Source organism: Butyrivibrio sp. AE3003 (genome assembly GCF_000686065.1).
GTDB lineage: Bacteria > Bacillota > Clostridia > Lachnospirales > Lachnospiraceae > Butyrivibrio > Butyrivibrio hungatei_A.
The window spans coordinates 2,694,903-2,719,874 of sequence record NZ_JMLX01000001.1 but is presented as its reverse complement, the minus strand read 5'-3'; the positions used below and the strand labels follow the sequence as shown (position 1 = coordinate 2,719,874).

At 40.5% G+C, this 24,972-nt stretch carries 19 protein-coding genes and 3 tRNA genes; 3 read left to right on the top strand and 19 right to left on the bottom strand.

What is annotated here, in order from left to right:
- Positions 1-77: 77 nt before the first annotated feature.
- The 3 genes from CD00_RS0113025 to CD00_RS0113015 all read right to left on the bottom strand — a co-directional run bounded on the left by CD00_RS0113025 (position 78) and on the right by CD00_RS0113015 (position 3,368).
- Positions 78-1,772, bottom strand: a complete 1,695-nt coding sequence (locus CD00_RS0113025) for a peptide ABC transporter substrate-binding protein (RefSeq protein WP_026656367.1) — start codon at positions 1,770-1,772, stop codon at positions 78-80.
- 219 nt (positions 1,773-1,991) lie between these two features.
- Positions 1,992-2,064 (bottom strand) — tRNA-Gly (locus tag CD00_RS0113020).
- Between the two features lie 83 nt (positions 2,065-2,147).
- Positions 2,148-3,368 (bottom strand): class I SAM-dependent rRNA methyltransferase, encoded by a 1,221-nt coding sequence (locus CD00_RS0113015; protein ID WP_026656366.1) that lies wholly within the window; start codon positions 3,366-3,368, stop codon positions 2,148-2,150.
- A gap of 153 nt (positions 3,369-3,521) precedes the next feature.
- Between CD00_RS0113015 and CD00_RS0113010 the strand changes: the two genes are divergently transcribed.
- From CD00_RS0113010 to CD00_RS0113000, 3 genes are all read left to right on the top strand, one after another.
- Positions 3,522-3,594, top strand: a tRNA-Gly gene (locus CD00_RS0113010).
- Between the two features lie 84 nt (positions 3,595-3,678).
- Positions 3,679-5,244 carry a hypothetical protein gene (locus CD00_RS0113005; protein WP_026656365.1) on the top strand — a complete coding sequence of 522 codons (1,566 nt, stop codon included), beginning with the start codon at positions 3,679-3,681 and terminating at the stop codon, positions 5,242-5,244.
- A 75-nt stretch (positions 5,245-5,319) separates the two neighbouring features.
- Complete coding sequence (locus CD00_RS0113000; RefSeq protein ID WP_026656364.1) at positions 5,320-7,011, top strand: hypothetical protein; 1,692 nt, start codon at positions 5,320-5,322, stop codon at positions 7,009-7,011.
- A 63-nt stretch (positions 7,012-7,074) separates the two neighbouring features.
- Here CD00_RS0113000 and CD00_RS0112995 read toward each other — a convergent pair whose 3' ends face one another.
- The 16 genes from CD00_RS0112995 to CD00_RS0112925 form a co-directional block, all read right to left on the bottom strand.
- On the bottom strand, positions 7,075-8,220 hold the full coding sequence (locus CD00_RS0112995; protein WP_026656363.1) for an ABC transporter permease: 1,146 nt from the start codon (positions 8,218-8,220) through the stop codon (positions 7,075-7,077).
- A gap of 15 nt (positions 8,221-8,235) precedes the next feature.
- Complete coding sequence (locus tag CD00_RS0112990) at positions 8,236-8,928, bottom strand: ABC transporter ATP-binding protein (RefSeq protein WP_026656362.1); 693 nt, start codon at positions 8,926-8,928, stop codon at positions 8,236-8,238.
- Positions 8,919-9,638 carry a hypothetical protein gene (locus tag CD00_RS0112985; protein WP_155841063.1) on the bottom strand — a complete coding sequence of 240 codons (720 nt, stop codon included), beginning with the start codon at positions 9,636-9,638 and terminating at the stop codon, positions 8,919-8,921. Before CD00_RS0112985 ends, CD00_RS0112990 begins: the two co-directional genes overlap by 10 nt.
- Positions 9,610-10,104, bottom strand: coding sequence for an RNA polymerase sigma factor (locus CD00_RS18385; protein ID WP_051594198.1), 495 nt, complete (start codon positions 10,102-10,104; stop codon positions 9,610-9,612). Before CD00_RS18385 ends, CD00_RS0112985 begins: the two co-directional genes overlap by 29 nt.
- A gap of 152 nt (positions 10,105-10,256) precedes the next feature.
- A complete protein-coding gene (locus CD00_RS0112975) occupies positions 10,257-12,386 on the bottom strand; it encodes a transglutaminase-like domain-containing protein (RefSeq protein ID WP_026656360.1) in 2,130 nt (709 codons plus the stop codon).
- 64 nt (positions 12,387-12,450) lie between these two features.
- A complete protein-coding gene (locus tag CD00_RS0112970) occupies positions 12,451-13,521 on the bottom strand; it encodes a DUF58 domain-containing protein (RefSeq protein WP_026656359.1) in 1,071 nt (356 codons plus the stop codon).
- Positions 13,518-14,441: an AAA family ATPase gene (locus CD00_RS0112965; RefSeq protein ID WP_026656358.1), complete on the bottom strand. Its 924-nt coding sequence runs from the start codon at positions 14,439-14,441 to the stop codon at positions 13,518-13,520. Before CD00_RS0112965 ends, CD00_RS0112970 begins: the two co-directional genes overlap by 4 nt.
- Before the next feature lie 90 nt (positions 14,442-14,531).
- Entirely contained in the window at positions 14,532-14,849 is a 318-nt protein-coding gene (locus tag CD00_RS0112960; protein WP_026656357.1) for a hypothetical protein, read from the bottom strand.
- Between the two features lie 140 nt (positions 14,850-14,989).
- Positions 14,990-16,126 carry a helix-turn-helix domain-containing protein gene (locus CD00_RS19470; RefSeq protein WP_051594197.1) on the bottom strand — a complete coding sequence of 379 codons (1,137 nt, stop codon included), beginning with the start codon at positions 16,124-16,126 and terminating at the stop codon, positions 14,990-14,992.
- 116 nt (positions 16,127-16,242) lie between these two features.
- Positions 16,243-16,316 (bottom strand) — tRNA-Pro (locus CD00_RS0112950).
- A 72-nt stretch (positions 16,317-16,388) separates the two neighbouring features.
- Complete coding sequence (locus CD00_RS18375) at positions 16,389-17,462, bottom strand: AAA family ATPase (RefSeq protein ID WP_051594196.1); 1,074 nt, start codon at positions 17,460-17,462, stop codon at positions 16,389-16,391.
- Between the two features lie 75 nt (positions 17,463-17,537).
- Positions 17,538-19,196, bottom strand: coding sequence for a DUF5722 domain-containing protein (locus CD00_RS0112940; protein WP_026656356.1), 1,659 nt, complete (start codon positions 19,194-19,196; stop codon positions 17,538-17,540).
- Between the two features lie 61 nt (positions 19,197-19,257).
- Positions 19,258-20,460 carry an FprA family A-type flavoprotein gene (locus CD00_RS0112935; RefSeq protein ID WP_026656355.1) on the bottom strand — a complete coding sequence of 401 codons (1,203 nt, stop codon included), beginning with the start codon at positions 20,458-20,460 and terminating at the stop codon, positions 19,258-19,260.
- 88 nt (positions 20,461-20,548) lie between these two features.
- Positions 20,549-22,480, bottom strand: a complete 1,932-nt coding sequence (locus tag CD00_RS18370) for a response regulator (protein ID WP_051594195.1) — start codon at positions 22,478-22,480, stop codon at positions 20,549-20,551.
- The gene (locus CD00_RS18365) at positions 22,425-23,666 is read right to left on the bottom strand and encodes a methyl-accepting chemotaxis protein (RefSeq protein WP_081811915.1); all 1,242 of its coding nucleotides are present in this window, start codon (positions 23,664-23,666) and stop codon (positions 22,425-22,427) included. Before CD00_RS18365 ends, CD00_RS18370 begins: the two co-directional genes overlap by 56 nt.
- Positions 23,666-24,961 (bottom strand): ABC transporter substrate-binding protein, encoded by a 1,296-nt coding sequence (locus CD00_RS0112925; protein ID WP_026656354.1) that lies wholly within the window; start codon positions 24,959-24,961, stop codon positions 23,666-23,668. The genes CD00_RS18365 and CD00_RS0112925 overlap by 1 nt, the downstream gene beginning before the upstream one ends.
- Positions 24,962-24,972: the final 11 nt, after the last annotated feature.

The following is a 24,972-nucleotide window of genomic DNA, read 5'->3' as shown; positions in this document are numbered from 1 at the left end:
ACCCCAAAAGATTAAAACGAGATGAAAAGTAGAAAAAAACACTACTCTTCCTCTCGCCATAATTTTAATTTATATAATTATTTCTTTTCTGCATTCTTGTAAACTCTGTTAAGTGCTACAGGGTGGAATTCAATACCACTTACGTTTGTTGAAATAAGCTCTGCATTGCACTGCGTATAAAGCGGGAAAATAACCGCTTCATCCATTACAAGCTTTTCTGCCCTATATAGTGCTGTCCAACGTGCTTTTGGATCCATTGCTGTCGAACCTGTTGTACAATCAGCAATGATCTCATCGTATTCAGAATTGCTCCAGAAGCCATAGTTGTTGGCATTCTTTGTTACCCACATTCCGAGGTATGTCATAGGATCTGCGTAGTCAGGTCCCCAACGTGTAAGACCAAGTTCAAAATCACCTTCCTGCATACGCTGAACCCTTTCCTTCTTGGGCATCTGCTGAAGTTCAACAGTAAGTCCCGGAAGAGTTGTCTCAAGCTGTTCCTTAACAACCTGTGCCACCTTGATTGGAGCATCGTCTGCATCGTGAATCATTGTTACAGTAATTTCTTTTTCGCCAAGTTCTTCAAGTCCATTGTTCCAATATTCTACGGCTGCATCTGCATCATATCTGCAAACATCTTTGAACTTCTCCTGATTGGCTGAGAAATCCGATCCGTCAGGGCCGGTTGCAAAGTCCATAGGGACTGCCGTATAAGTAGGAGCTGAACCATCCTTAAGAACATCTGTTGTAATTGCTTCACGGTTAAGTGCCATTGTGATGGCATAACGAATATTTTTATTCTGAAGTTCCTTTACTTCTTTCATGTTAGGGCTGATGTACCAGAGATATCCTGCACCGATTGCCTTATATGAAGGATCGTCTTTTACCTGATCAACCTGCTCACCGTTAACAAGAGTAGTATCAAGATCTCCGCTCTGGTAACTCATAAGAGCCTGCTGTGAATCCTGAATTACCTGATAGTTAAGAGCCACAAGTTTAACTTTGTCTGAATCATAGTAGTCAGGGTTCTTGATAAGACGAATCGTTGTTGCTGCCGGCTGGTACTCATCAAGGATGAATGCTCCATTTGAAAGAGTTGTCTCGGGGCTCGTTGCATATGTATCTGCACAGCTCTCAAAGAACGTCTGGTTTACCGGATAGAATGTCGGGAAATACATAAGACTGAGGAAATAGCTTACAGGTACATTAAGCTTAACTTCAAGAGTCTTTTCATCAACTGCTTTTACACCAAGCTCATGCTTATCCTTTGTTCCATCTATGATTTCCTGGGCATTTACAATCTGTCCGATATCACTGAGCATATATGAATACTCAGAAGCAACTTCGGGATCAACTGCTCTCTGCCAAGCAAATACGAAGTCTGCTGCAGTTACAGGACGTCCATTACTCCAGTTTGCATCATTGCGGATATGGAAGGTATAGGTAAGACCATCTTCCGAAATATCTACCCTATCAGCAAGAGCATTTACTGCCTTTCCGTCTGCATCCATCTGCATAAGGCCATCTGTATAGTCAGCGATAACTTCAAAAGATGTACCGTCTGTAGCCTGCTGAGGATCAAGCGATTCAACAGGTGTCTCAATCATAACATTGAGATTCCCTTCCGCACTTTTTTTTGAATCAGCCGAATCTGTTTCATTTGAAGTAGTGTCATTCTGCTCTGACACGCCGCTTACTGCAGAACTTCCGCAACCAATCATGCTAAGCGTAAGTGCTGAAGCAAGCACGATTGATAATAACTTTTTCTTCATGGATAATTCCTCCTATATACCTTATACATGTATACAATCTCATATAGTAATTATAATCGAGATTAATGGGCAAATGTCAATGAAAACTTTTTCGCAATGCCAAAATAATACTTCAGCGCGTCAAAGACAGTGGGAAGTAGTGATATGTAAACCGGTGAAGACCATTCTGATTTACAAGTATGAAAAAAAACCTCAGATAATCAAATCTGAGGTTTTAAGAGCGATAGACGGGGCTCGAACCCGCGGTCTCGACCTTGGCAAGGTCGCGCGTTACCAACTACGCCACTATCGCTTATATCTAAAGTCGCTTGCGCGACAGCAATAGTAATGTTATACCAATCAGAAAAATATGTCAACAGAAAATAATTATTCTTATTACATCTCATCACAAACCTGATATATTACGAATTTAAGGTAATATGACGCAGCTCCGCCTACAAGAATAGGATGGTCTGCCGCCTGTTGTCTGAATTCAACCTGCTTAAGCCTCTTGTGCGCATCTCTTGCTGCGTCCTGAATTGTTTTGAGGAAAAGTTCCTCATCCATAAAGTGTGAGCAAGAGCATGTTGCAAGGTATCCGCCGTCCTTAACAAGCTTCATTCCGCGCATATTGATCTCTTTGTACCCTGTTGTAGCTTTCTTTACAGAAGCTCTGGACTTTGTAAATGCCGGAGGATCGAGAATAACAACATCAAACTTTTCGCCTTTTTTCTCAAGGTCGGGAAGAAGTTCAAATACGTCGGCACATTGGAATTTCGCTATATTCTCAAGTCCGTTGAGCTCAGCGTTTTCTTCAGCCTGCTTGCATCCAAGATCTGATGCATCGACACCAAGAACCGACTCCGCTCCGTTTGCGGCGCAGTTAAGCGCAAATGAGCCTGTATGTGTGAAGCAGTCCAGCACCTTTTTACCCTTACAAAAAGAAGCTATGGCTTTTCTGTTATTCTTTTGATCAAGAAAAAATCCTGTCTTCTGGCCATTTTCAACATCAACGTAATACTTGACCCCATTCTCGGTAATGATAACTTTTGTGTCGAAAGAATCTCCGATAAAGCCCTTAACTCTCTCAAGTCCCTCGAGTTCTCTAACCTTTGCATCGCTTCGCTCGTAAACGCCACGGATCTTAACTCCGTCTTCAAGAAGAACCTTTTTACAAAGATCGATAATAAGCTCTTTCATTCTGTCCGTTCCAAGAGCAAGTGACTCAATTACAAGAACATCCGAGAATTTATCAATTGTAATTCCGGGTAAGAAATCTGCTTCTCCAAAAATAAGTCTGCAAGAGAGCTGCTCAATAGGCTCATTTGTTGCCATAACAACCTTTCTATATTCCCAGGCATCACGAATTCTCTTTTCTATAAGCTCCTTGGTAATCGGATGATCCTTCTTTCTGGACATCATTCTGACTCTGATCTTAGATACAGTATTGATAAAACCATATCCCATGAAATAACCGTCAAAATCATGAAGTTCTATAATGTCTCCGTTATCAAAAGAGCCTTCCACTCTGTCTATTTCATTATCGTAAACCCAGAGTCCGCCTGCCTTAAGCTCTCGCCCCTGTCCTTTTTTCAGAAATGCCTTGGCATCAGAAATTTTTATATCCAAATCTATGTCCTCTCTATATTTACATAATTAAAATTCTATCAACGCAAGATAATATACCACATTTTTGCAAATACATGTTGACAATGTAGTAAATTTATTCTAAAATCAATTCGTTGTCACAGTTGTGATGGCCACGTAAATGCGATAGTGGCGTAGTTGGTAACGCGCGACCTTGCCAAGGTCGAGACCGCGGGTTCGAGCCCCGTCTATCGCTCTAAGAACCCCCGAATAGGTTTCGGGGAATTTTTTTGCTCTTTTTTATCAAAATAGTTGTGCACGTAATTACAGTGAGGAAACTATGTTTAATTGGATCTACAAGCATCAGAAATTTGTATTGTCCCTACTCATCTCATTTTTTTTCATTTCTATTATTCCAATATGCATTATTGCAGGATATGACTGTGCATCAGGAGACGATTATAACTATGGCTCGGGTCCTCACTTGGCATATCTTTCTACCGGTTCCGTGTTGGCAGCCGTTTCTGCGGCATGTAAAACCACAGTAGACATATGGCACAATTGGCAGGGAACTTGGTTTGATGTCTTTGCCTTTTGCCTTCATCCGGAAGTCTTTTCCGACAGCGCATACGTAATTGTTCCATATATTTTTATGATCATGCAGATTGCTGCAGTATGCTATTTTTCTTATTATTTCTTAAAAGTAAAATGGAAAATTGACGGCTTTTATTGGTTAATGGTTGCTGCAATCTTCCTTCTTTTCAGTTTCCAGTTGGTTCCTTCACAGAAAGCAGCATTTTTCTGGTGGGTTGGCTGTATACATTACTGCATGCCATTCTGCTTATCGCTTGTCACGATTGCTCTTACAGATCGATTTTTAACACTTAACAAACTATCAGATCTGATATGGATCTCGCTTGGATATACCTTATTGGGAGGCGCTACATATCCTGCTTCTCTCCTGGTTTTCTTGTCAGGGATTATTCTTTTGCTCGTCAAATACATGATAGAGAATAGAAGCGATAAAAAAGATCTTTTCTTGATCATTCCTTATGTTTTGGAATTAATTGGTCTTGGAATCAGCATGATTGCTCCCGGAAATGCAAACAGGGCAGCCGCAGATTTAGCTGAAGGTGCTGAACCTGCCGGTGGTTTAATCGCAACAATAGTTAGCAGTATAATTTTTTCAGTACAAGATGCCGTAACATACTTCTTTGCGGAAAAGAGCTTTATTCTCATTGCTCTTATTATAGTAGTGCTTATTACATGTGCGTTTTTTAAACAAAACAGATTTAATATAAACAATCATGTATTTGCACATCCGCTGTTATTCGTTATAACACTGTTCCTTCTAAATGCGAGCGTCTATGCTCCCAGAATGTATACCGGCAACACACCGTCTTCAGGCTATATGAACTTTAACTTGTGGATATGCTTTTCATGTATGATCGCTATAGTCATATATCTATGCGGCTGGGCTTATACAGTAAAGAGTATCAAGTTCCGACTTCCGGAATATTCCGAAACAATCGGAACAATATTAAGCGTAATTGCCATCATGTTTATTATGGTTCTTGGAAGGCACGGCGTAAAAGAATATACCGATTATATCTGCCTTGACTATTATCTTTCCGGACAAGCCGATGATTTCAGGGATCAAATGAGATTGCAAAAACAACTTATGGAAGATCCCACAGTCACTGATGTCGTTGTACCCGAAATAAACTTTGAGCAGGGTCCTCTTATGCATATGCCTGTATTTTCAGACCCTGAAAACATAAATAGCTATATGACTTCAGCTTTCTACGGGAAAAACAGTTGCAGATCCATTCCCAGAGCCGAATGGTTTGAAAAATACAACATTGATAACATTGATAATGATAATCTCTTGGAACAAAAACAGTAAAAATGGCGCCATCTTACATGGTGGCGCTATCTCTAATTCTTCTAAATACATTATTCAAATATCATGGAGAAAAAAATGAAATCGCAATTCTCAAAGCATAAGTCTCTCTTAATTTTCATTACAACAGTAATAATGTGTGGTTTCAGCATTATGGGCGGTTGCCTTGACTACGCCGGAAATGATGATACTTTTAGAAATCTTATCAGCGCCGGGGCATTCGGAGATATCTTCAACTTCTATATGCCATACAGCAATATACTCTATGGAGTACCTGCTTATCTTCTAAATATGATACTCCCGCAGATCAATTGGTATTATTGGATCATGGTCGGCCTCAGTGTAATTTCTATATCTGCATCTTGCAGCATATGTCTTGAAAAATTCGATCTCTTTTTAGCTGAAGCAATAACCGTCTTTATAAATATCATACTTGCGAGAGACTACTATATCGCGGTGCAGTACACCAAATCCGCTTCATTGTGGATTATATCCGGCTTTATCATCATATTTCATTCGATATGCAAAGAGAATCTGCATTGGATATGGGGCGCATTGCTCTTTGTATATGGAACCTCGGAACGCTTTAAGTGTATGTTAATGGCACTCCCTTTTTTCGCAGTATTTATAACAGTGTTCTATTTAGCGAATTACAAACAGCAGAATCTTCCAAAATTTAAAGTCATTATAAAACCGGTAATTGCGCTTGTACTTGGAATTATTATTCTATTGGTTTCCGAGCACTCCTTTAGGGCACTTCATCCCGAATGGAAAGAATACTGGGAATATGATCAGGCAAGCGTTAATCTGCGCGATTATATGTGTCTGGATTACACGCACAATCCCTCAGAATATGATTCAATCAATACTGATGAAAATGATATTGCGCTTTACGGCAATTGGTTATTTGGTGATACTGATTTTTACGATATTTCCTGGCTCAAAAAGGTATATTCTATTGAACAGCCCTTCAACAATTGCAAAATCAGACTTAGTGTCGACATTATAAAGCAGACATTCATTAACTTATTTAATATTCCCACCCGAAATCCTTTCGAAAGCTTAGGTCCCGTATTCCTTACCTGGATTTTCATTGTATTTTTTCTGCTTAGAAAAAACTATCCCGATAAATTATTCGGATTAGGTATTTTAGGCTGTGTAGTAATGATGTATTGGTACTTTGCCTGCATTAACAGATATATGTGGAGAGTTGAAATAGGAGTATTTTTATCGGCGGTATTCCTTTCCGGATTCTATCTGTCAATGACGCAGCAAGACATTATCCGTGTACCGTCGAAAAAGACTCGTGCTTTGTTTATCTGTATTGCGGTAATACTTTTCGGTGCTTACTCAGTAGGAATGACATACCAATGGAGATACGTCAAGGACAAGCATATTGTTGAACATGAAGCGGATATATCCGGACGTTTGGAAACATTTGTTGAAAATCCGGAAAATTTCTATATTTTGACTGATTTTTATGTAACAAATAATCCCGCATCGCTCACTTATGCAAAATGGAATAATTTATTCAGCAATTCATGCTACGCCGGAAACTGGGTATTGCCATCACCTACAGCGTTACATTCTGCGCGTGAACATGGTTTTGATAATCCAATGACCGCACTTATCAGCCAGAAACCCGTCTTTCTTCACTGCGATTCGGAAGATAAGCGAAACATGATCATTACACATCTTAAAAAGATTTCAAAACATGATATTGAAGCTACCGAATTTCCTGACAATATCTGGAAATTAGAAGTACGATAATATTGTTAAAGGGATAATCAAGCCATCTAAACACTTGATTATCCCTTCTCTTTTTCTATAGTTTTAATTACTCTTTATCTCATACTTATCATAAAATACATATCCTGCAACAATAAATGCAATCGAAAACAAGATATACACAATCGGTGCGATCTGGTAAGACATAAAGTACTTTCCGATTCTTATCAACCTATAGTCGTACAGAATCGATGAAGATACCATCGTTCCGGGCAACATATACAGGATTTGCGATAACACTCTTAACTTTAACGGCACATGAAGCGTAGCCACTAACAAACCTATAAATGAACCAATAACTATTGTCATCGTAGCTACGCCATTTCTTGTGACATTTGATAAAAAAAGCGCAAATGATGAAATAAGTAGTATTCCGCAGAAAAGAAGCATTAATATAATTACAAGCAGTTCACCTATGGTCATATCAATTCGCGCAAGAGGAAGATATGACTGTACCATGCAATCCATCCCTGTAATTCCCCACCTGCACGCGGCATACGCATAGAAAGTAATAAGCAAGACAATGATACATCCGAAAATATAACTCATTCCTGCAAGTATCTTGGCAAAATAAAGCTCTTTATTCCCGTTTATTGCCACTCTAAGCATAGGATCGGTTTTTCTCTGAGTTTCTGATGCAAAAATCATCGAAAGACTTGCACCAATAATTATTGCCATAAGTAACATATAATTTGTAGTTCCTTCAAGTATACCGCCCGATCTGATAGTCTCATGGAACAAAAACGGCTTATCAACCTCTTTTTCCTTATTTGCCCAGAAGCCGATTTCTCCCTGCGTAAGGCGCATGGCGTCATAGCCTTCTTGTATGTTCTTCTCTCTTTTCGAATATACCGTATCAATATCAAGTTCTTTTATCGGTGCTCTGTAACCGATTGTTTCCTCCATCCAAGCTGATAATTGCTCATACCCTTTTCTGTTTTCATCTTGAATATTCCCGGCATCATCGGATATTTCCTTTAACTCATTCAATAAGCTCTGATCGACAGCCCTGTCATCTATCTCTTGGTACTCTTCCAAATCCGTCGGAGTAATATTGCCACTCACTTCAAATTCACCTTGAATAAACGCAAAGCAGAACGCAACAATAAATGTTACCAGCGCAACTTTATTCTTCAATATTTTTAAAAGCTCATATTTGTACAGCATCCCAAAACAATGTCTTTTTTCCATAATTATCCTCCGGTCTTATTGCTTAAATGTATTCAGGTAAAAATCCTCTAAACTTCCATCCTCTTCTTTCCATGCTCCCTGCCATACTATCTGTCCTTCATTCATCATAACTATCCTGTCAGCTATGTGCTCAATATCAGATACAATATGCGTGGACAAAAGAACTATCGCCTCATCTCCAAGCTTCTCAATAAGCTCCCTAAATCTCACTCTCTCCTTGGGATCAAGCCCTGCCGTTGGCTCGTCCAAAACAAGCACTTCCGGACGATTTATTAGCGCCTGCGCTATTCCTAAGCGTTGTTTCATTCCTCCGGAATAATTTTTGACCTTTTTGCCTGCAACATCATCGAGCCCTACAAGCTTTAAAAGCTCTGACGTCCTTGCTTTCGCAGCTTTCTTATTGAGTCCTTTCAGCGCGCAGAAATACATCAAAAAATCTTTTCCCGAAAACTCAGGATAATATCCAAAATCCTGTGGCAAATATCCCAGTAAATTTCTGAATTCCTCTGATCTGACAGGAATACCGTCATAAGTTATTTCTCCGCTTGTCGGTGACAGCAATCCTACCATCATACGCATAAGCGTTGTCTTACCTGCGCCATTTGCGCCAAGAAGTCCGGTTACACCTTTTTCAAGGTTTAGACTCATCCTGTCTACTGCAATTTTGTTTTCATATTGCTTTGTAAGCCTGTCTATCTTTAATTCCATATAAGCTCCTCCAACTTAACTGTCTTTTTCACTTCAATTGTCTGAAATACCAATACTACGAGCAGCAATGCCATCACTTTGGATGCATCCGTACTGTCTGTCACGTGCATATTGTATATAAGCTCTCGCACGCAAAATACCGCCAAAGCAACACCAAAGGGAATCGCGATATGAATGTTCTCATTATCTTTTCCCCAACTTCTGCAATGTCTTTCTGCCTCCATCGAAAGGATACTTGTAACAACATACGGGATAAGCAGCCTTGCCATAACTATAAGACACCCTTTCTCATGCGCTCCCGGCGTAAAGACTGCGAGTAACATTATTGTAAAAAAATGTGCCATCGCAATTACAGCCATCTTGGCAAAATATGCTCCCTTTGCGGAAAAACGAGTTGTTCCTTCAAGTTCTGACATATCATGCATCTTTGCCCTGCATACCTCGACCAGACCAAAGCAAGCAAAAAATGGCATTATCTTAGCTATCATTTCTACTTTTTCACTTTCCAGGCCGCCAATACTAAATATCGCCCATGCCAGAATAAGGATTGAGACTATCCAAACTCTTTTGCGTATATAACGGGCCTGCAGTGCAAGCATATTAATAAAACCAACTTTCTCAAATTGCTGCTTTTTTCTGATACTGCGGATAAACGCATCTTTTTTCATATTGTCGGGAGCCTCACAGTAATTCTTCAGCAAGCTTTTCATCTCTGAATCTCTCATCGTTTCCCCTTTCCAAGAGCGTTGATAACCTGCTCTTTGCCTCTTTTAACCTTCTATAGACCGCAAACCTTGATAATCCGGTAACTTTACATATCTCGGACATAGGCTCGTCATTTACATATCTGAGTATCAATAATTCCCTGTCTTCATCAGACAGTTCATAGAGCGCCTGCTTCACTGACAACTTATCCACAATCGTATTTTCAAATCCGTTCTGAATCCACATTTCTTCTGTGTAATCCTCAAAATTTGTCAGCTCGGGCCTATTTTTCCGATACTCATCTATACACAGATTTCTTGCGATTGTGTATAAGTATCTGTCAGGGTATTCGCAATCCGCGCCGAGGAATCGTAAGAATGTTTCCTGCGTCAGGTCTTCTGCCAGTGCTTTGTTATGTACTTTAAAGTAGCAATATCGATATATCTTGTCATAATACTGTTCTATTTCCATGGAAATTGTCTCACATCCTCCCTTCTATAATGTTAGACGTTAGCCGCATGATAAATGTGCGCAAAAAATTTATTTTTTTTATTTTAAAGGGATAATCAAGCCATATAAAAGTTTGACTATCCCTCAATATATCTATTTTGTAGCCCCAAACTCTATCGCATTAATTTTTTTCGCATTTCAAAAGCAAGCTCATTTTCTTCAGCCGTTGGCTCTGTGCCATCCCCGTTTCCGTATACCACACGGTAAAAGACATCAAACACTTTGCCAAGTTCCTCCCGAATATCCTCGGGTGCAGCTTCCGTAAACTCAAACAACAGTCCCTTGTCTGTGAGCGTACCTCCCGAGCGCTTTATAAGGCTCTTTTTTATCTGTTCGACATCGTAAAAGAGCTTCTGCCTTGGTGTTCCGTATCTGTAGCGCAAAATCTTTATTAAATATACTCCAAGAGCCAATATGATTATAATGGCCGCGGTAAAGATTACAGTCGGTAGAAAAACCTTAAATGCCAAAAGTGCGGAGACTTTCTCATCTTCTCCCTCTTCATCACCATGAACAGGAATTTTTGACGAATCATACGGATTGATTCCGCCATGATATTCTGCAGTCCATCCATCATCCGCATTAACTCCGCTCCTATGCCAGGAAGTAGCTGATAAAGCGTAATAAGCCCCTGTCGGCTCAAACGGAATCCAGCCAACATTCTCTATATAAGCCTCAGGCCAGACATGTGCGCACCCTGAACTGACTTCATATTTATCTTTCCTGTCAAAAGGAAATGCATATCTAAATCCGCTTGCTGCCCTTGCAGGAATCCCCGAAAGTCGCAGTAACATTATCATGGAAGATGTATAGTGGACACAATATCCTTTTTTCGTATCAAAAAGAAATCTCTCCGCGATATCCGCCATTCCCTCCGCCGTACTCATATTTGATTCGGAATTATATCCTCCGACTGCATCCTTGCTGTACGGATACTGTCTGAGATATTCCTCCAAAAACCTGCACTTATCATAGTCTGATTCAGCTCCTGAAGTAACCTTATCCGCAAGCTCCTTAAGTTCCGGGGTGACTCCCGTCACGTCAAGATACTCGCTTTTTGCGCCGTTCCCAATCTCAGCCAAAGCCTCCTCATACTCATCACGGCTCATCATCTCGGTAAATTGTATTCCCCATAGCCCACTAACATAGTCGCATACTTCATCATATGTGAGCTTTGGAAGTTCTGTGGGCGCATCTTTTAACATCGAGGTAAGCTCAGGACTTGCGTAGTCTATATCCAGATACTTTACACTTATTCTATATCCCTTTCTGTGAGCTTTTTCGCTGACGCCTTCCCGAACTTTTTTCTCGCCCTCGGTCACCAGTAGCGCTCTCGACGGCACTATCACATCCTTTGTGTCTATATAAGCATACTCAAGGTCAATGTTCGAAACTTCAGTAAACGTCAGCGCCCTTTCCCTGTCTGTCCCATTTGCATACAAAAAAGCTATAAATTCGGCAAACTGCGCCTTATCTGTTCCTATTCCGCCCGCAAGATACAGCGTCTTTCTAAGCTTTGTATTTTTCCCCGTCTCCTCATCCAAATATGTATAATAAGGCGCGTCTATAGACTCGATAATAAGCTGCGTTCTTTCGCCCTCTGTGATCTTTTTTCCGGTTGAGGTAAAAGAACTGTAGCCTGCCGTATAACTGTCTCCAAAAGTAGACGCAAAGCGGTAAGATACATCAGAAGCAATACTTTCAATCCTGTAGACAAACCTCTGACCCAGATCAACAACTTTATTCCAGTCTATAGGCTCTTTTTTCATAGGAAATATCAACGTAACCATCGCAATGATCAGGAAATAATAAATTGGAAACGAAGCCTTGTTCTTTTCGAAGAAAAAAGTCTGAACAGCCGAAAGTGTCAGCGCTGCAAGGCATATGCACATAACTTTCTCTGCTAAATTTTCTCCCGTAAAGCGACTCTTTCCAATAAAAAGCCCAATTACAACAATATCCAACAAAATAACCGCATATAGAAGTTTCTTTTCCCTACTTGGTATAAAATGAATCGCCAGCCTCAGAACCACGCCAAAGACCATCGAAGGCAGAAGAACCGGAATGGCCGATAAATCTTTTAACAAAAAGAATAAGAAAAAAGCTGGAACAGCTGAAAGGACAGCCGAAGCAATTCCCGAAACAAAGAGGCGGAATATATAGTAAAGTCCTGTAAACAACATAAAGAAAACTATCGCCCAAAATGGGAAAGAAACGTCTCCGGCAAATGCATTATCACCCATACCCCCTCTGATGATTTCTGAAAAAACCGCAGCAAAAGAAAAGGCAAATAGTGTACATACCGCCTCAGTCGCAAATACTGATAAAATTTTCTTCCGCCCCGGGATTTTCAGTGATAACAATCCATGTTTCTCTGTCATTTTTATTACTCCTGCAAGCTTTTGCCAGATCACAGATTTTGGTATATTCCAAATCCGATGAATAGAACACGCCGTCTGAAACCGCGTTATAAAAATCCATGAAACTCTCTCTCGAATCAACAAGCTTCTCTCTTACCGTTCCTGCGGGATATACGATTGTCACGGGAATTCCCTGATTTCCAAACAGCCATGCCGCCGAAACCACAAACTCAAGGAAATAATCACGCTTTATAAGAAACTCCGTATCCTGCTCACTCTCAGGCGTATTATCGGCATTCATCAGGATAGACAACGTTCTTTTTTCCATCTTGTCAGGAACTCTGACCATCAGCTTTGAAGCCTTGGCTGAGACTTTCCAGTTAACAGACGAAAGACTGTCGCCTTTTATATACGGACGTATGTCATTTCCCGGAATGTCTTCAAGAATCCTCTCGCTCTTATGCCCGCGGCTGCTGTACAGGTTCTCAAGGTCCAGCGCCTTCCCTGCAATCTCAGTTATCCTCGGCTTTACAACAGCCCTAAATGAATACGGAATATTAAATCTCGCGGAAATAATATGAAACGGATCTGTAAAAGATACATTCTCGATTCCGACATCATAAACTCCCGCAAAAAGGCAATTAATGCCCGAAAACAACTCTTTTTTCTCATGAATATCAAGTGAAAGCTTTGTTTTATCCGGAATTTCATAGAGATTACACCGGCTTTTGAATGTGCCGATCTCCATATTGTGAATAGGAAGAACCCCCGCATTTTCGATAAGCGTGCGGTACTTGTGATCCTCACCTTTGGTGAGCTTGTGGACTTCGACCTCCTGATAGACTCTCAGAAAGGCATAATTTAAAACAATATATATTACCGAAACAGGAATGATCAAAAGAAGCGCAAAAAGTGGCGCATAAGCAACAGGACCGCCATAAAAACTTGCAAAAATTATGCCGGCTACAAGTGCTGTAAGATAGATGATCAGTCCTTTTTTATTAATTGTTATCTTCATGGTACGATTACTTTTCCAAGAATGGTCTTGATCAGATCTTCGCTCGTTATATGGCTGAGCCTTGCTTCTTTCGTAAGTATCAGTCTGTGAGGAAGTGTAAGTTTAGCCGCATCTGCGATATCTTCAGGGATGCAATAATCTCTTCCCACAAGGTATGCTTTGGCCTGAGCGCATCTTAACATGGACAAAAGAGCTCTCGGCGAAGCACCTACCGCAATCTCAGGCTTATTTCTGGTCGCATCTGTAATACTTACTGCATAGCTTCGAAGATTTTCTTTTACAGTGACAGAGGCTACGTCTTTTCTCATATCCAGGATATCTTTTCCCGAAAGAACGGATTCAGTCTCTTCATGGAGCTGCCCCAAAAGAAATCTCTCCGCCATATCTTCCGATGCTTTCGTATCAGGATATCCCACCGACAATTTGATCATGAAACGGTCAAGTTGAGCTTCGGGAAGCGGATACGTTCCCGCCATATCCACGGGATTCTGCGTTCCTATTACCATAAACGGCTGCGGAACATCAATAGGTTTACCGTCTATAGTAACCCTGTGCTCTTCCATTACTTCCAAGAGAGCCGACTGCGTCTTTGGCGAGGTCCTGTTAAGCTCATCCGCAAGGACAATATTGCTCACAACAGGTCCCGGCATCACAGAGAATTCTCCTTTTTTCGAATCGTAGATTGAAATACCCGTTATATCTGACGGCATCGTATCAGGAGTACACTGAATCCTCGCAAAAGAAAGCGACACGGAGTCCGCAAGCGCCTTTGCAAGCGTCGTCTTACCAACTCCCGGCACATCCTCCAAAAGAACATGGCCGTCAGCCAAAAGTGCTATGATAATCTTCTCGATCACATCACCCTTTCCGACTATCCTCTTCCCTATGCTGTCCTCCAATTTCTGCACTGATTCATTCATAGTGCACACCTCCTGCGACTCGACCTATATTACTATTATAACGATATTTAGTGCATAGAAAAAGCTAGGAGCGAAAACTCCCAGCTTTTATCATTTAGTCTCATACAAGACCCCGGTATAGTTTGCACACTTCATACCGTAGTCAAGATCTTCGGAATGGTCATATTTAAGGTTTCCCTTAAACCATTTTCCGTCTTCATATTCCTCAAAACCTATAATGTCCTGAATTTCCTGTTCTGTTGCGTAATTGATCTTTACGCTCTTGATCTTATGTTCAGTTTTTTTATACAAAAAACTTCCTGTGAATACTGCAGCGATAATAATAAAAGTAAATATAAATGCTATTAAATTCGCTCTTCGTAGTCGCCTACATAAATTGTCTATTCTTTCTGTTCCTTCCAAATTCATCCTAGGTCCTCCCTTTCTACAAAAAAAAGACACTATCATTTAGATGCATTTTTTCAAAAAAGACAGAAAAAAACACCCCCTGCAGACTATATAATACTACAAGAGGGCGATTTTATCAATAAATCGTCAGTTTTTACCCGTTATTGTTCCTTAATACTGTGCCAATATTCTTTGGCTTCGTTATGCCAATATTTCTTTGCTTCCTTATACTCTTTTGTTTCTTTTGCCGGATATAATTCGGGAGTATCGGCAAATAACAGTTCAATAGTTTCTATTGCAGAAGATCCCAGATCATCAAATCCATACGGCGTAAAATCCTCTTTTGCATGCCAAAATTTCATGCCGTTATGAAATGCATTATTCGGATCTGCATCATATCTCTTTGCAAGCGCACCGGCTTCATCGATAAGCCTTTTCATAGAATCATGTTCTTTTAGAAGGCACAGAGTCATGGCTTTAATTATGAGAAGATTGATTTTTAATTTAGTAGCATAGCAAATATTACCGTTTTCGGCAGATTCAATGTATGCAATTCCTCTGTCAAGAATGTCATATGCTTCTTTAAAATCCTTTTTCGTTCCTCGGGATGCAACTATGGAAGACATATTAAGTGCTATGTCATGTTCTCTCATGAGATTATAAAGCATTGCTTTTGTACATCTGGCCAGTGCTTCCTCAGTCTCCCCCTTTGAAAACAACAAACGCGCACTTTCTATATCCGCGATTCCCATATGATTTATCTTGTTAAACTCGATCAACGCGCCATCTGTATCATTAAAACTCTTTAATCTTGCGATATCCATTCTTATCGAAACTTCAGTGACGCTCAAATTGTCATTTTGTGAGAAGTATTTCAGTGCTCGCTCATAAAGCTGCACCGCATGTTTGGCATCGTCTTCTTTTCCGCCGTTGATAAAGAGAACATTATACAAAGTCGCACAGGCCATGATTATCTTAAAACAAGTAGGATAGCGGACTAAAGCCTTTTCCGCTTCTGAAACAGCCTCGTCTAATTTTTGTTCCGTGGTTAAGTTGCATAGTCTATGATAAATATCATCAATACTTTTGGAGGAAAGATTATATCCCAAAAGAACGTCCATAGAAACATTAAAAAAGTCTGCAAGTTCCATCATCGTCATTATATCCGGAACTGTGCTTCCGCTTTCCCATTTTGATACCGCGCCGACTGTAACTCCAAAAGTTTCAGCTAGTTCTTCCTGTGTAAGGCTCATTTCTTTTCGGTACTTCTTGATGTTTTGGCTTAGCTCAAGTCTCATAGGGATGCGCCTCCTTTATTGCATTATGATAAATAAATAGAAAAAGTTAGAAAAAAGTTAGAACTGAGATAAAAAAATAAGGGGTTGCAAATCTGCAAACCCTTGAAAATACTGAATCGGAATGACAGGATTCGAACCTGCGGCCTCTGCGTCCCGAACGCAGCGCTCTACCAAACTGAGCCACATTCCGTAGTGCTGCCTGAAAAAAAATCTGACAGCAAATCTGATTATATCAGTCATATTACTATTTTTCAATACCTTGTTACTCTTCAGCCTCTTTCTTCTCTAACCCGCTAAGTTCCTTAAGATCGTCAAGGCATATCGTCATCATATCTTCATTTGAAGGTGCTTTGAGAGTGGATACACGCTTTGCCTGATTGGTGATGATCTCTTCGAAAAGATTTCTTATCTCTCTGGCATTGGCGAAATTGTCTATACTTCCCATCTTTCTGGAAGTTATAAGTGCCCTGATCTGGTGCTTAACGTCCTCTTCTACCTTGTAATCATATTTATTGCAGTTCATGTAAAATATTTCTTCAAGTTCGTCCACCGAATAATCGGGGAACTCGATATATTTGTTGAATCTCGACTTTAATCCCGGATTACTTTCTATGAATTTCTTCATAGGCTCTGTGTAGCCCGCAACTATCACAACAAAGTCTTTTCTGTTATCTTCCATTGCCTTAAGTATGGTATCTATGGCTTCCTGTCCAAAAGCATCATCCTTCTGGGAAAGTGCATATGCCTCGTCGATAAAGAGGACTCCGCCCATAGCTTTTTTTATCTGCTCGGTAGTCTTGATCGCAGTCTGTCCGACATATCCCGCAACAAGTCCCGATCTGTCCACCTCAACGAGCTGTCCTTTTGAAAGAACTCCTATCTGCTTATAAATCTTTGCGATTATTCTCGCAACGGTTGTCTTTCCTGTTCCCGGATTCCCCGTAAATACCAGGTGTAGTGAAACAGGTACAGATTTAAGTCCCTGCTCCTGCCTTGCTTTCTGAACCTTAACAAAAGCGGTGAGTTCTTTTACATCATCCTTTATGGAGCCAAGGCCTATGAGTTTCTCGAGCGCCTCCATGGGATCTTCTTCAGGTTCCTCATCCTTCTTTTCTTCCGAAGAATTAAGGTTTCCGTCAGCAGCAAAAAGAGCCTTTGCTTCATCCAGTGCATTCTGCGCATTTTTCATAGCATCGACTTTATCTTCCACAGTCTTATCACTAACGGCCTCTTTAGCGCTATCTTCTTTCTTAACGTTTTCTTTCCCTGCTGAAGGCATGGAAACAGGTGTAGAAAAGAAATCACCATAAAGGCTTCCCAAAAGATCTTTGCTCATAAATAATACTCCATACTTATAGTAAACGACACATCCTTACGGATGTGTCGAGTCTAATTCAGTCTATTGTTAATCTCAGTCGTTCAAAAACCAACCGTTTCTGCTCATAAATGTTCTGTTTGCCACCAAAGCATCTACATCCTGTCCGATTATCTTGGATGCTTTTGCCTTGTAAGTTCCTGCCTCTTTTGTATCCATATACTTGTAAGCATCATAAGACTGTTTCTTGCTTCCGTCAAGGTTTTTAAGTCCCTGAGCTATATGGCTCTCCATTTCATGCGCATCATCTGTCTCTCTGAACAGGATAAAGCTTGTGATATATGGATTGCTCTGAGCCATCGTATATGCATATACGATTGACGCAAGCTGTGCGTCCTCGCCAAAGCTTGAAGTATAACCAATCTCAGAAAGTGAGATCTGTCTTACATTTCCTGCCGGATTAAGCATCTCCTCACGGTTCATATAATCTGTAAGAAGATAGATATTCTCGATCGTAATATATGGTGTACCAAGAGATGTGCTTACATACTGGGACTGCTGCTTCCAAGCGTAAGGGTCAAACAAAGGTGCATTGTAAGGATGTACCGAAAGTGACCAGTCAACGTTTCCTTCACGCCTCATATAATAGTTAAATCTATCAAGATATTCTTTTGCAAGGAAACATCCCGGATTTGACTTTCTGTTCCACTCCTGATCGATAGAGTTATATACTCTTGCGTTCGCATTTACACTCTTGATACCGTTGTAGAATATTCTAAATGCCTTTACATACTCACTTACGTTGAGCTCAAGATTTGTTGAGTCCATGTAGTACCATTCTGTTCTGGCATTTATCTCGTTTCCGATTACCCAGTTATCAACAGTTCCAAACTGTCCGCCTGAATATCTCTGCGCAAGGAATGCTGCGATAGCCTTAAGGTGCTGTGTACCTTCATCCTCTTTGGTATTCATTGCATATCCGGGACATACATGCTCATCTCTTGAAAGAGGATGTATAAGATCTGCCCCTGAAGCTGTCTTATTATTCAAAATAGTAAGAGTAAGCTGGAAGTTATTGATTGAACACCATCTTACAAAGCCGTCATACTGCTGAAGTGCAGCCGTATTAAACTGATATGTCTTTCCGTCATATGCAAACTCAGTTGTAGGATAAGCTCCGTTTGTTGAAGGTCCTACTATATCACCCATGTAGAGGTTATATACCATCTGTGCTACGCCGAGATCCTTAAATGTCGCAGCGTCCGCATCATTTGGAAGAATACCCTTCATACCATGGTCGTTTCTTCCGACCGTTTTGGATGCGATTGCTTCGGGATTTGTGATATAGTGTTCATCACTCACCTGAACCATTGATCCGCCACTCTTTACAGCAACAAGGAATTTCTTGGAAAGATTTGACTCTTTTGTTCCAAGTGCAAGGTCAAACTTAAAAGTAGCACTCTTACCCTTCTCTGTTGTTGCCACAACATTACCTGTTACGCCGTCCTGATAAACCTCATCTGCATAAAGATAATATTTGCCGTCATCAGATCCCGGCAAACTGCTTGCAGAAACATTAACAACAACACTGTCTCCGGAAATAGTACATGAATCAATACTTACTACTCTTCCTGCAGCTTCTGCAACACTGCCGTTTTCCCCGTTTAAAGTATCATATGTACCAGCTGCACCAAGAACCGCTCCCGCTGTCATTATGATACCGATGATCATCTTAAAAGTATTACTTCTTTTCACAACCTTCCTCCACATCGTATTACGATATTTCTAATATTAAATTTCTTTTTTGAGTTTATACTTAAAAGCTTGAATTTGCAACAGCATCGGCAAATGCCTGAACTGCATCCGTATCACCTGCAGAAAGAGCACTCTTAATAGTCAGATTCTGTTCAAGTATTTTGACATTCTTAAGTGTTGCAAGTTTATCTGTCATGAGCTTAACCGTAACAGGTGCCCATGTTCCGTTCTGTCCGAGGGCAAATATCCTGTTCTGAACTCCAAGCGCGATCATATCGTTTATGAACGCTTCCATCGGAGGATAGATTCCGCCGTTATATGTAGGACAGATAAGAACTATCTTACTGCATCTCCAAACTTCGCCTATAAGATATGACACATCTGTACCTGAAACGTCATATACTTTAACGTTCTTTCCTGTCTTTTCTCTTACAGAAGCTGCAACGGCCTCTGCAGCGCTCGCTGTATGTCCGTAAAGACTTCCGTAAACAACTGCGATATCATCCGTCTCTGCCGTATATGTGCTCCACTTCTGATATTTATCGAGAAGCCAGCCTATATTTTCTCTCCATACGGGACCGTGAAGTGAAAGTATCAACTTAATATCAAGTCCTGCCGCCTTCTTAAGAACTGTCTGAACCGGCATGCCATACTTACCTACAATGTTCGCGTAATATCTTCTTGCGGAATTAAGGAAATCGTTCTCATAATCATACTCATCCGCAAACAGTCCGCCATCGAGTGCTCCGAATGTACCGAATGCATCTGCGGCGAAAAGAGCTTTCGATGTAACATCATATGCCATCAATACCTCGGGCCAATGAACCATGGGAGCAGCAACAAATTTGAATGTATGCTTTCCTGTTGAGAGTTCATCCCCCTCTTTTACTTCCAATTTTTTATAGTTTTCAGACTCGGGAAAAAACTGCTTCATAAACTCAAAAGATTTGCTCGAGCTGACCACTGTAACCTCAGGAAACATCGTAACTACAGTGTTTATAAGAGAACAGTGATCGGGCTCCATATGAAGTACCACAAGATAGTCCAATTTTTTACCCGAAATAACTGTCTTAAGATTCTCAAGATATTGGTCTGAAATTGTTATATCAGCAGTGTCAAAAACTGCCGTCTTCTCATCGTCAATAAAATAGCTGTTGTATGAAACGCCTTCGGGAATCGGAAAAATATTCTCAAATCTTGCAAGTCTTCTGTCACTTCCTCCAATCCAGAAAATATCATCAATTACTTTTTTTATGCCATTCATATAAGCCTCTCCTCTCAAAAAGATAATTTGCAATGATATAAAAACAGGGACTACAGTATGCCTCTGTACTCCCTATTTTCTCATAATTTCACGCTTTTTTAAACTCCATTATTGTCTTTTCGACAACCCTTATATCTATAGGTTTTGAAATGTGTGCATTCATTCCCGAATCATAACTCTTTTGGATGTCGTCGGCATATGCGTTTGCAGTCATGGCAATTATCGGTATTTTCTGCGCCCATTCGTCCTTTAGGCCACGTATCAGGATAGTCGCTTCGTATCCGTTCATAACAGGCATCTGAATATCCATCAGGATCATGTCAAAATCGCCTTCCTTTGAACTCTTTACTTTCTCTACCGCATCCTGTCCGTTTACGCACCTTATAACCGATGCTCCTTCCATAGCCAGAAGCTCTGTCAGAATATCCGCATTGATATCATTGTCTTCCACAGCAAGGAATTTCATTCCTTTAAGCGGATTCTCCGTCTCTTCATATTTTTCTTCCGTTATCCTCTTTTCAATGTCATTTAGCGACTGCTTGAGACTTGATATAAAGAGTGGCTTCTGCAAAAGATCATTTGCCCCTGCCTCTTTTGCCTCGTCTTCGATAGACTCAAAATCATCCGCCATAACTATGATCAAAGTTGTCGCTGATTTTGACTTATCTTTTGCCCTGATATTCTTTACAATTTCAGGTGCCGTCATATTCTGTACTTTCTGGTCCACAAGAACAAGGTCTACAGGTGTATCCTCAGCCTGGCAGACATCTATAAGATGAAGTGCTCCAAATCCCGTTGGCGCTTCCATCACATCAACACCGTCGATATTAAGCTTCTCCGCAAGCTGTTCACACTCACTGTGTTTGCTGTCGATAAAAAGAATCCTTCTTATGCCGTGACACTTCCAGAAATCAACGTCTGCTTCATCCACAGCCTGAAGCCTCAAATTGACTGTAAAAATACTTCCTTTTCCTTCCTCACTTTCTACTCTTATAGTACCTCCCATAAGCTCTACAAGATTTCTCGTTATCGCCATTCCAAGGCCGGTTCCCTGAATCTCTTTATTTACATGACTTTCTTCTCTTGAAAAAGCCTCGAAAATCTTCTCCTTGTACTCAGCCTTCATTCCTATGCCGTTATCCTTTACGATAAAGGTCAGATCCCTAAAACCTTCCGATGCCGATTCAGACTCGATTATAGTAAACTCGATTCTTCCTCCCTCACCTGTATACTTAATGGCATTGCTGAGTATATTCATGAGGATCTCATTAATTCTCTGCTTGTCACCCAAAAATACATCGTGCTCAAGTCCTTCTGTATTAACGATATATTTCTGCCTTTTTGTCTTGGCCTGATATCCTATTACTGAGTTGATCTCTTCAAGGAGTATTCCCATCGCCATTTCCTTGATATCAAGTGTAGTCGTTCCGCTCTCGATCTTACTCATATCAAGTACTTCATTAAGTAGTGCCAACAAACTCCTTGACGCAAGGCTTATCTTTTTGGAATATTCCCTTACTTTTTCGGGCTCATCCGAGTGCTTTTCGATAAGAAGCGTAAAGCCTGTTATCGCATTCATAGGAGTCCTGAAATCATGCGACATATTTGCAAGGAAATTTGTCTTCGCTTTGTTAGCCGCTTCTGCCGCGTTAAATGCCTCTTGAAGCTGATGGTTTCTCTCCATCTCCTGTGTCCTGTCATACAGGGCTATCGCAAGTCTTCTTCCGCTGTCATCTATTGTGCAGGCTACAGCGCCTCTGTAATACAGGTCCGTATTGAGAATAAAGTTATGCAGCTTTATCTCATCCACGATCTCAACTTTACCTGTTTGGGCACACCTTTCAAATATCGTACTAAGTCTGTCATCTTTGCCGGGTTTTTGCACGATATTTATGTTTCTTATATCCTTAAAAAGTTCCTTTGAAGGAATACCCAAAATATCCGCAGCATTGGCTGTAAGAAATTCAACACCAAAACTCTTGGCATTTACAATCGCGAGAATATCGTTGTTTTTTTTCAACCACGAAATCAAATAACCAGTCTCTGTAATGGATATCATTTTCCTTAAGGAACAACTCCCTCTCGTTCCTTCTCTTAATCTCATCAACCATTGCCTTAAGCTGGGCAGCCATACTTATCATCGCATCATACAGCTGTCCTATCTCGTCTTTTTCCTCATCGACAATGGCCACTTCAAAGTCGCCTCGTTTTATGTCTTCGGCAATGATATTCAGTCCTTCAATTCTTGAGCACAGACGATTTGCCATCTGCGATGCTATAACAAACCCAAGTACGAGGATTGTAATGGCTATGATAAGGTCACCCAAAAGAATCGTGATCTCATCCGCAAGCATTTCCCTGCTGTCGATATAATAATAAAGCTTCCAGCCGTTATTCATTTCTCCGGCCTTGATTATCAGGTAATCATCTGTCGACTTAAACCCGTCAAGTTCTGCATATTTACCTTCCAAAATATCTTCTATTACTTTTCTGTCCAGTTCACTGCTTCTAAGTTCCTTTTTGGTGACTATCTTATTTGATGAATCAACGATTGCAAGTCCGTTGTCCATATACCTTGTACTCGTGGTAGCTGAAAAAAATCTCTTTTTATCCACCTTTAAAGTTATCATTCCGATCATCTTGGAAGTGGTCGCCGCATCAAGGAGAGATTTTATGATATACACATCTCCCTTTCCGTTCATAACCCATATGCTTCCGTTTTCACTTTTGCACATCTCATACCACTTTTTTACTTCTTCATCTTCGGGATAACTTAAGAATTCGCCTATCCTATCCTCCTTTATCTTTTCCGAATAGATATGTATTTCTTCAATGTCGTTGTCACTTCCGATGTAATACCATATAAGCGGCTCGATTGTTTCCGTCATCTCGGCTGAAAGAGTGTATGGATCTGCATCTGCATGATCGAGGGCGCCTCTGAATGCTTCCTCATATGAAAAAAACTTGATTACATCAGTCTCTCTTTTTACCCCCGTTTCTATGCCATTAAATATTACCTCGGCACTTCCCTGCATAGATGCTTTCGTAAGCTCCGTAACATTGCTCTTGGAAACCACATATGCATAAATACCGATGATAATAATAGGCAGTACTACAAGCATGGCAAAAATAGCTTTAAGCTTATGCTTTATGCTTCTTAGTTTTAAAAGTTTAAGTAAGCCGTCCATACTTTTTCCTCTAGACATCAGTTGCCTTCAACGATCGCTTTAACCTTCTCGTCTATCCTCTTAAAAGCATCTTCAAGATTTTCCCTTCCAAGCAACACCTGCTGGAACTCATTTTCAAGCTCAACAGAAATCTCTCTGCTGTAATATCCCCATCCCGTATAGGGCAAATAAAGATTGTTCTCAAGCGCATCTTGTAAATTGTCGAACTCATGCGGCGAATCAAATTTGACATTCTTAAGATAGGTTTTGCTGCCCGGCGAATCTTTCCAGATTGCCTTCTGTCCCATAAGCGTGGTTAAAGACCTTGCAACCTCCACTACATCACTGACATTATCGCCGTCGTTTACCACCGCAAAACCATATTCGCATCCGCCCGTCAAAAGTTCCGTTCCGTCATCCTTTCCGCCGAACGCTATCGTCCCCAGATTTATTGAAGGATTTTCTTTGTATATCTGGTTATAATCCTCAGGTCCACCGGATAAAAGAACTGTCTTACCATCCGCAAACTCTTTTATCGCCGCCTTTTTATCCATAAGACACATGTCTTTGGTAAAGATCTCATCCTCGATCATCTTGTACCACATTTCCATGTGCGGATATACCTCTTCGTAAAAAGAGGCTTTTCCCTGCCCGAGTCTTTCTCCAAAGTCTTCACCTTCAGGAGTTCTGAAGTAAGACGCCTGCATTATTGCCATTGCACTGCTTGCAAGGCCTTCTTTATCCTTTAATCCGGATGACAACGGTTTCATTCCGTGCTTTCGTATTGTTGCGCACATATCATAGAAATCCATATATTCTGAAGGCGGTTTAAAACTGAACTTTTCAAAATAATCTTTGTTTATATAAAAACATTCATACGCGCTGACACCCGGAATCGCATAATATTCATCCATATATTTGAATTTATCGAGTGCTTCTTCGTCAAATCCGTTGACCATCTTTGTAAGAGGCACAAGATATCCGCCTCTTGCGTATCTTTTGGCCATATTTTCTGTTACAAAGATGATATCGGCCGCACCATCATAAGAAATCTGTGAATCGATCACAGACTCATAGTTGGTTCGCTGTACATACGTATATTCAAAATCATATTTGGGAAATCTTTCAGCCAGATAGGCTTTGAAATTTGTGATATAAGAATCCTCGTACCACGTAGCAATACGTATTTCTTTACGGGTATTCTCCTCTTTTGGCGCAAGAACAACCTGTTGTGCATTATCAGATACTTCTGCACAACTGCACAAAAAAGACATCGTAACCGTGACAGAAATGAATATGTCTAAAAAGAGCCTTAGCATTTTGACGTTCTTCATATATTCCTCAT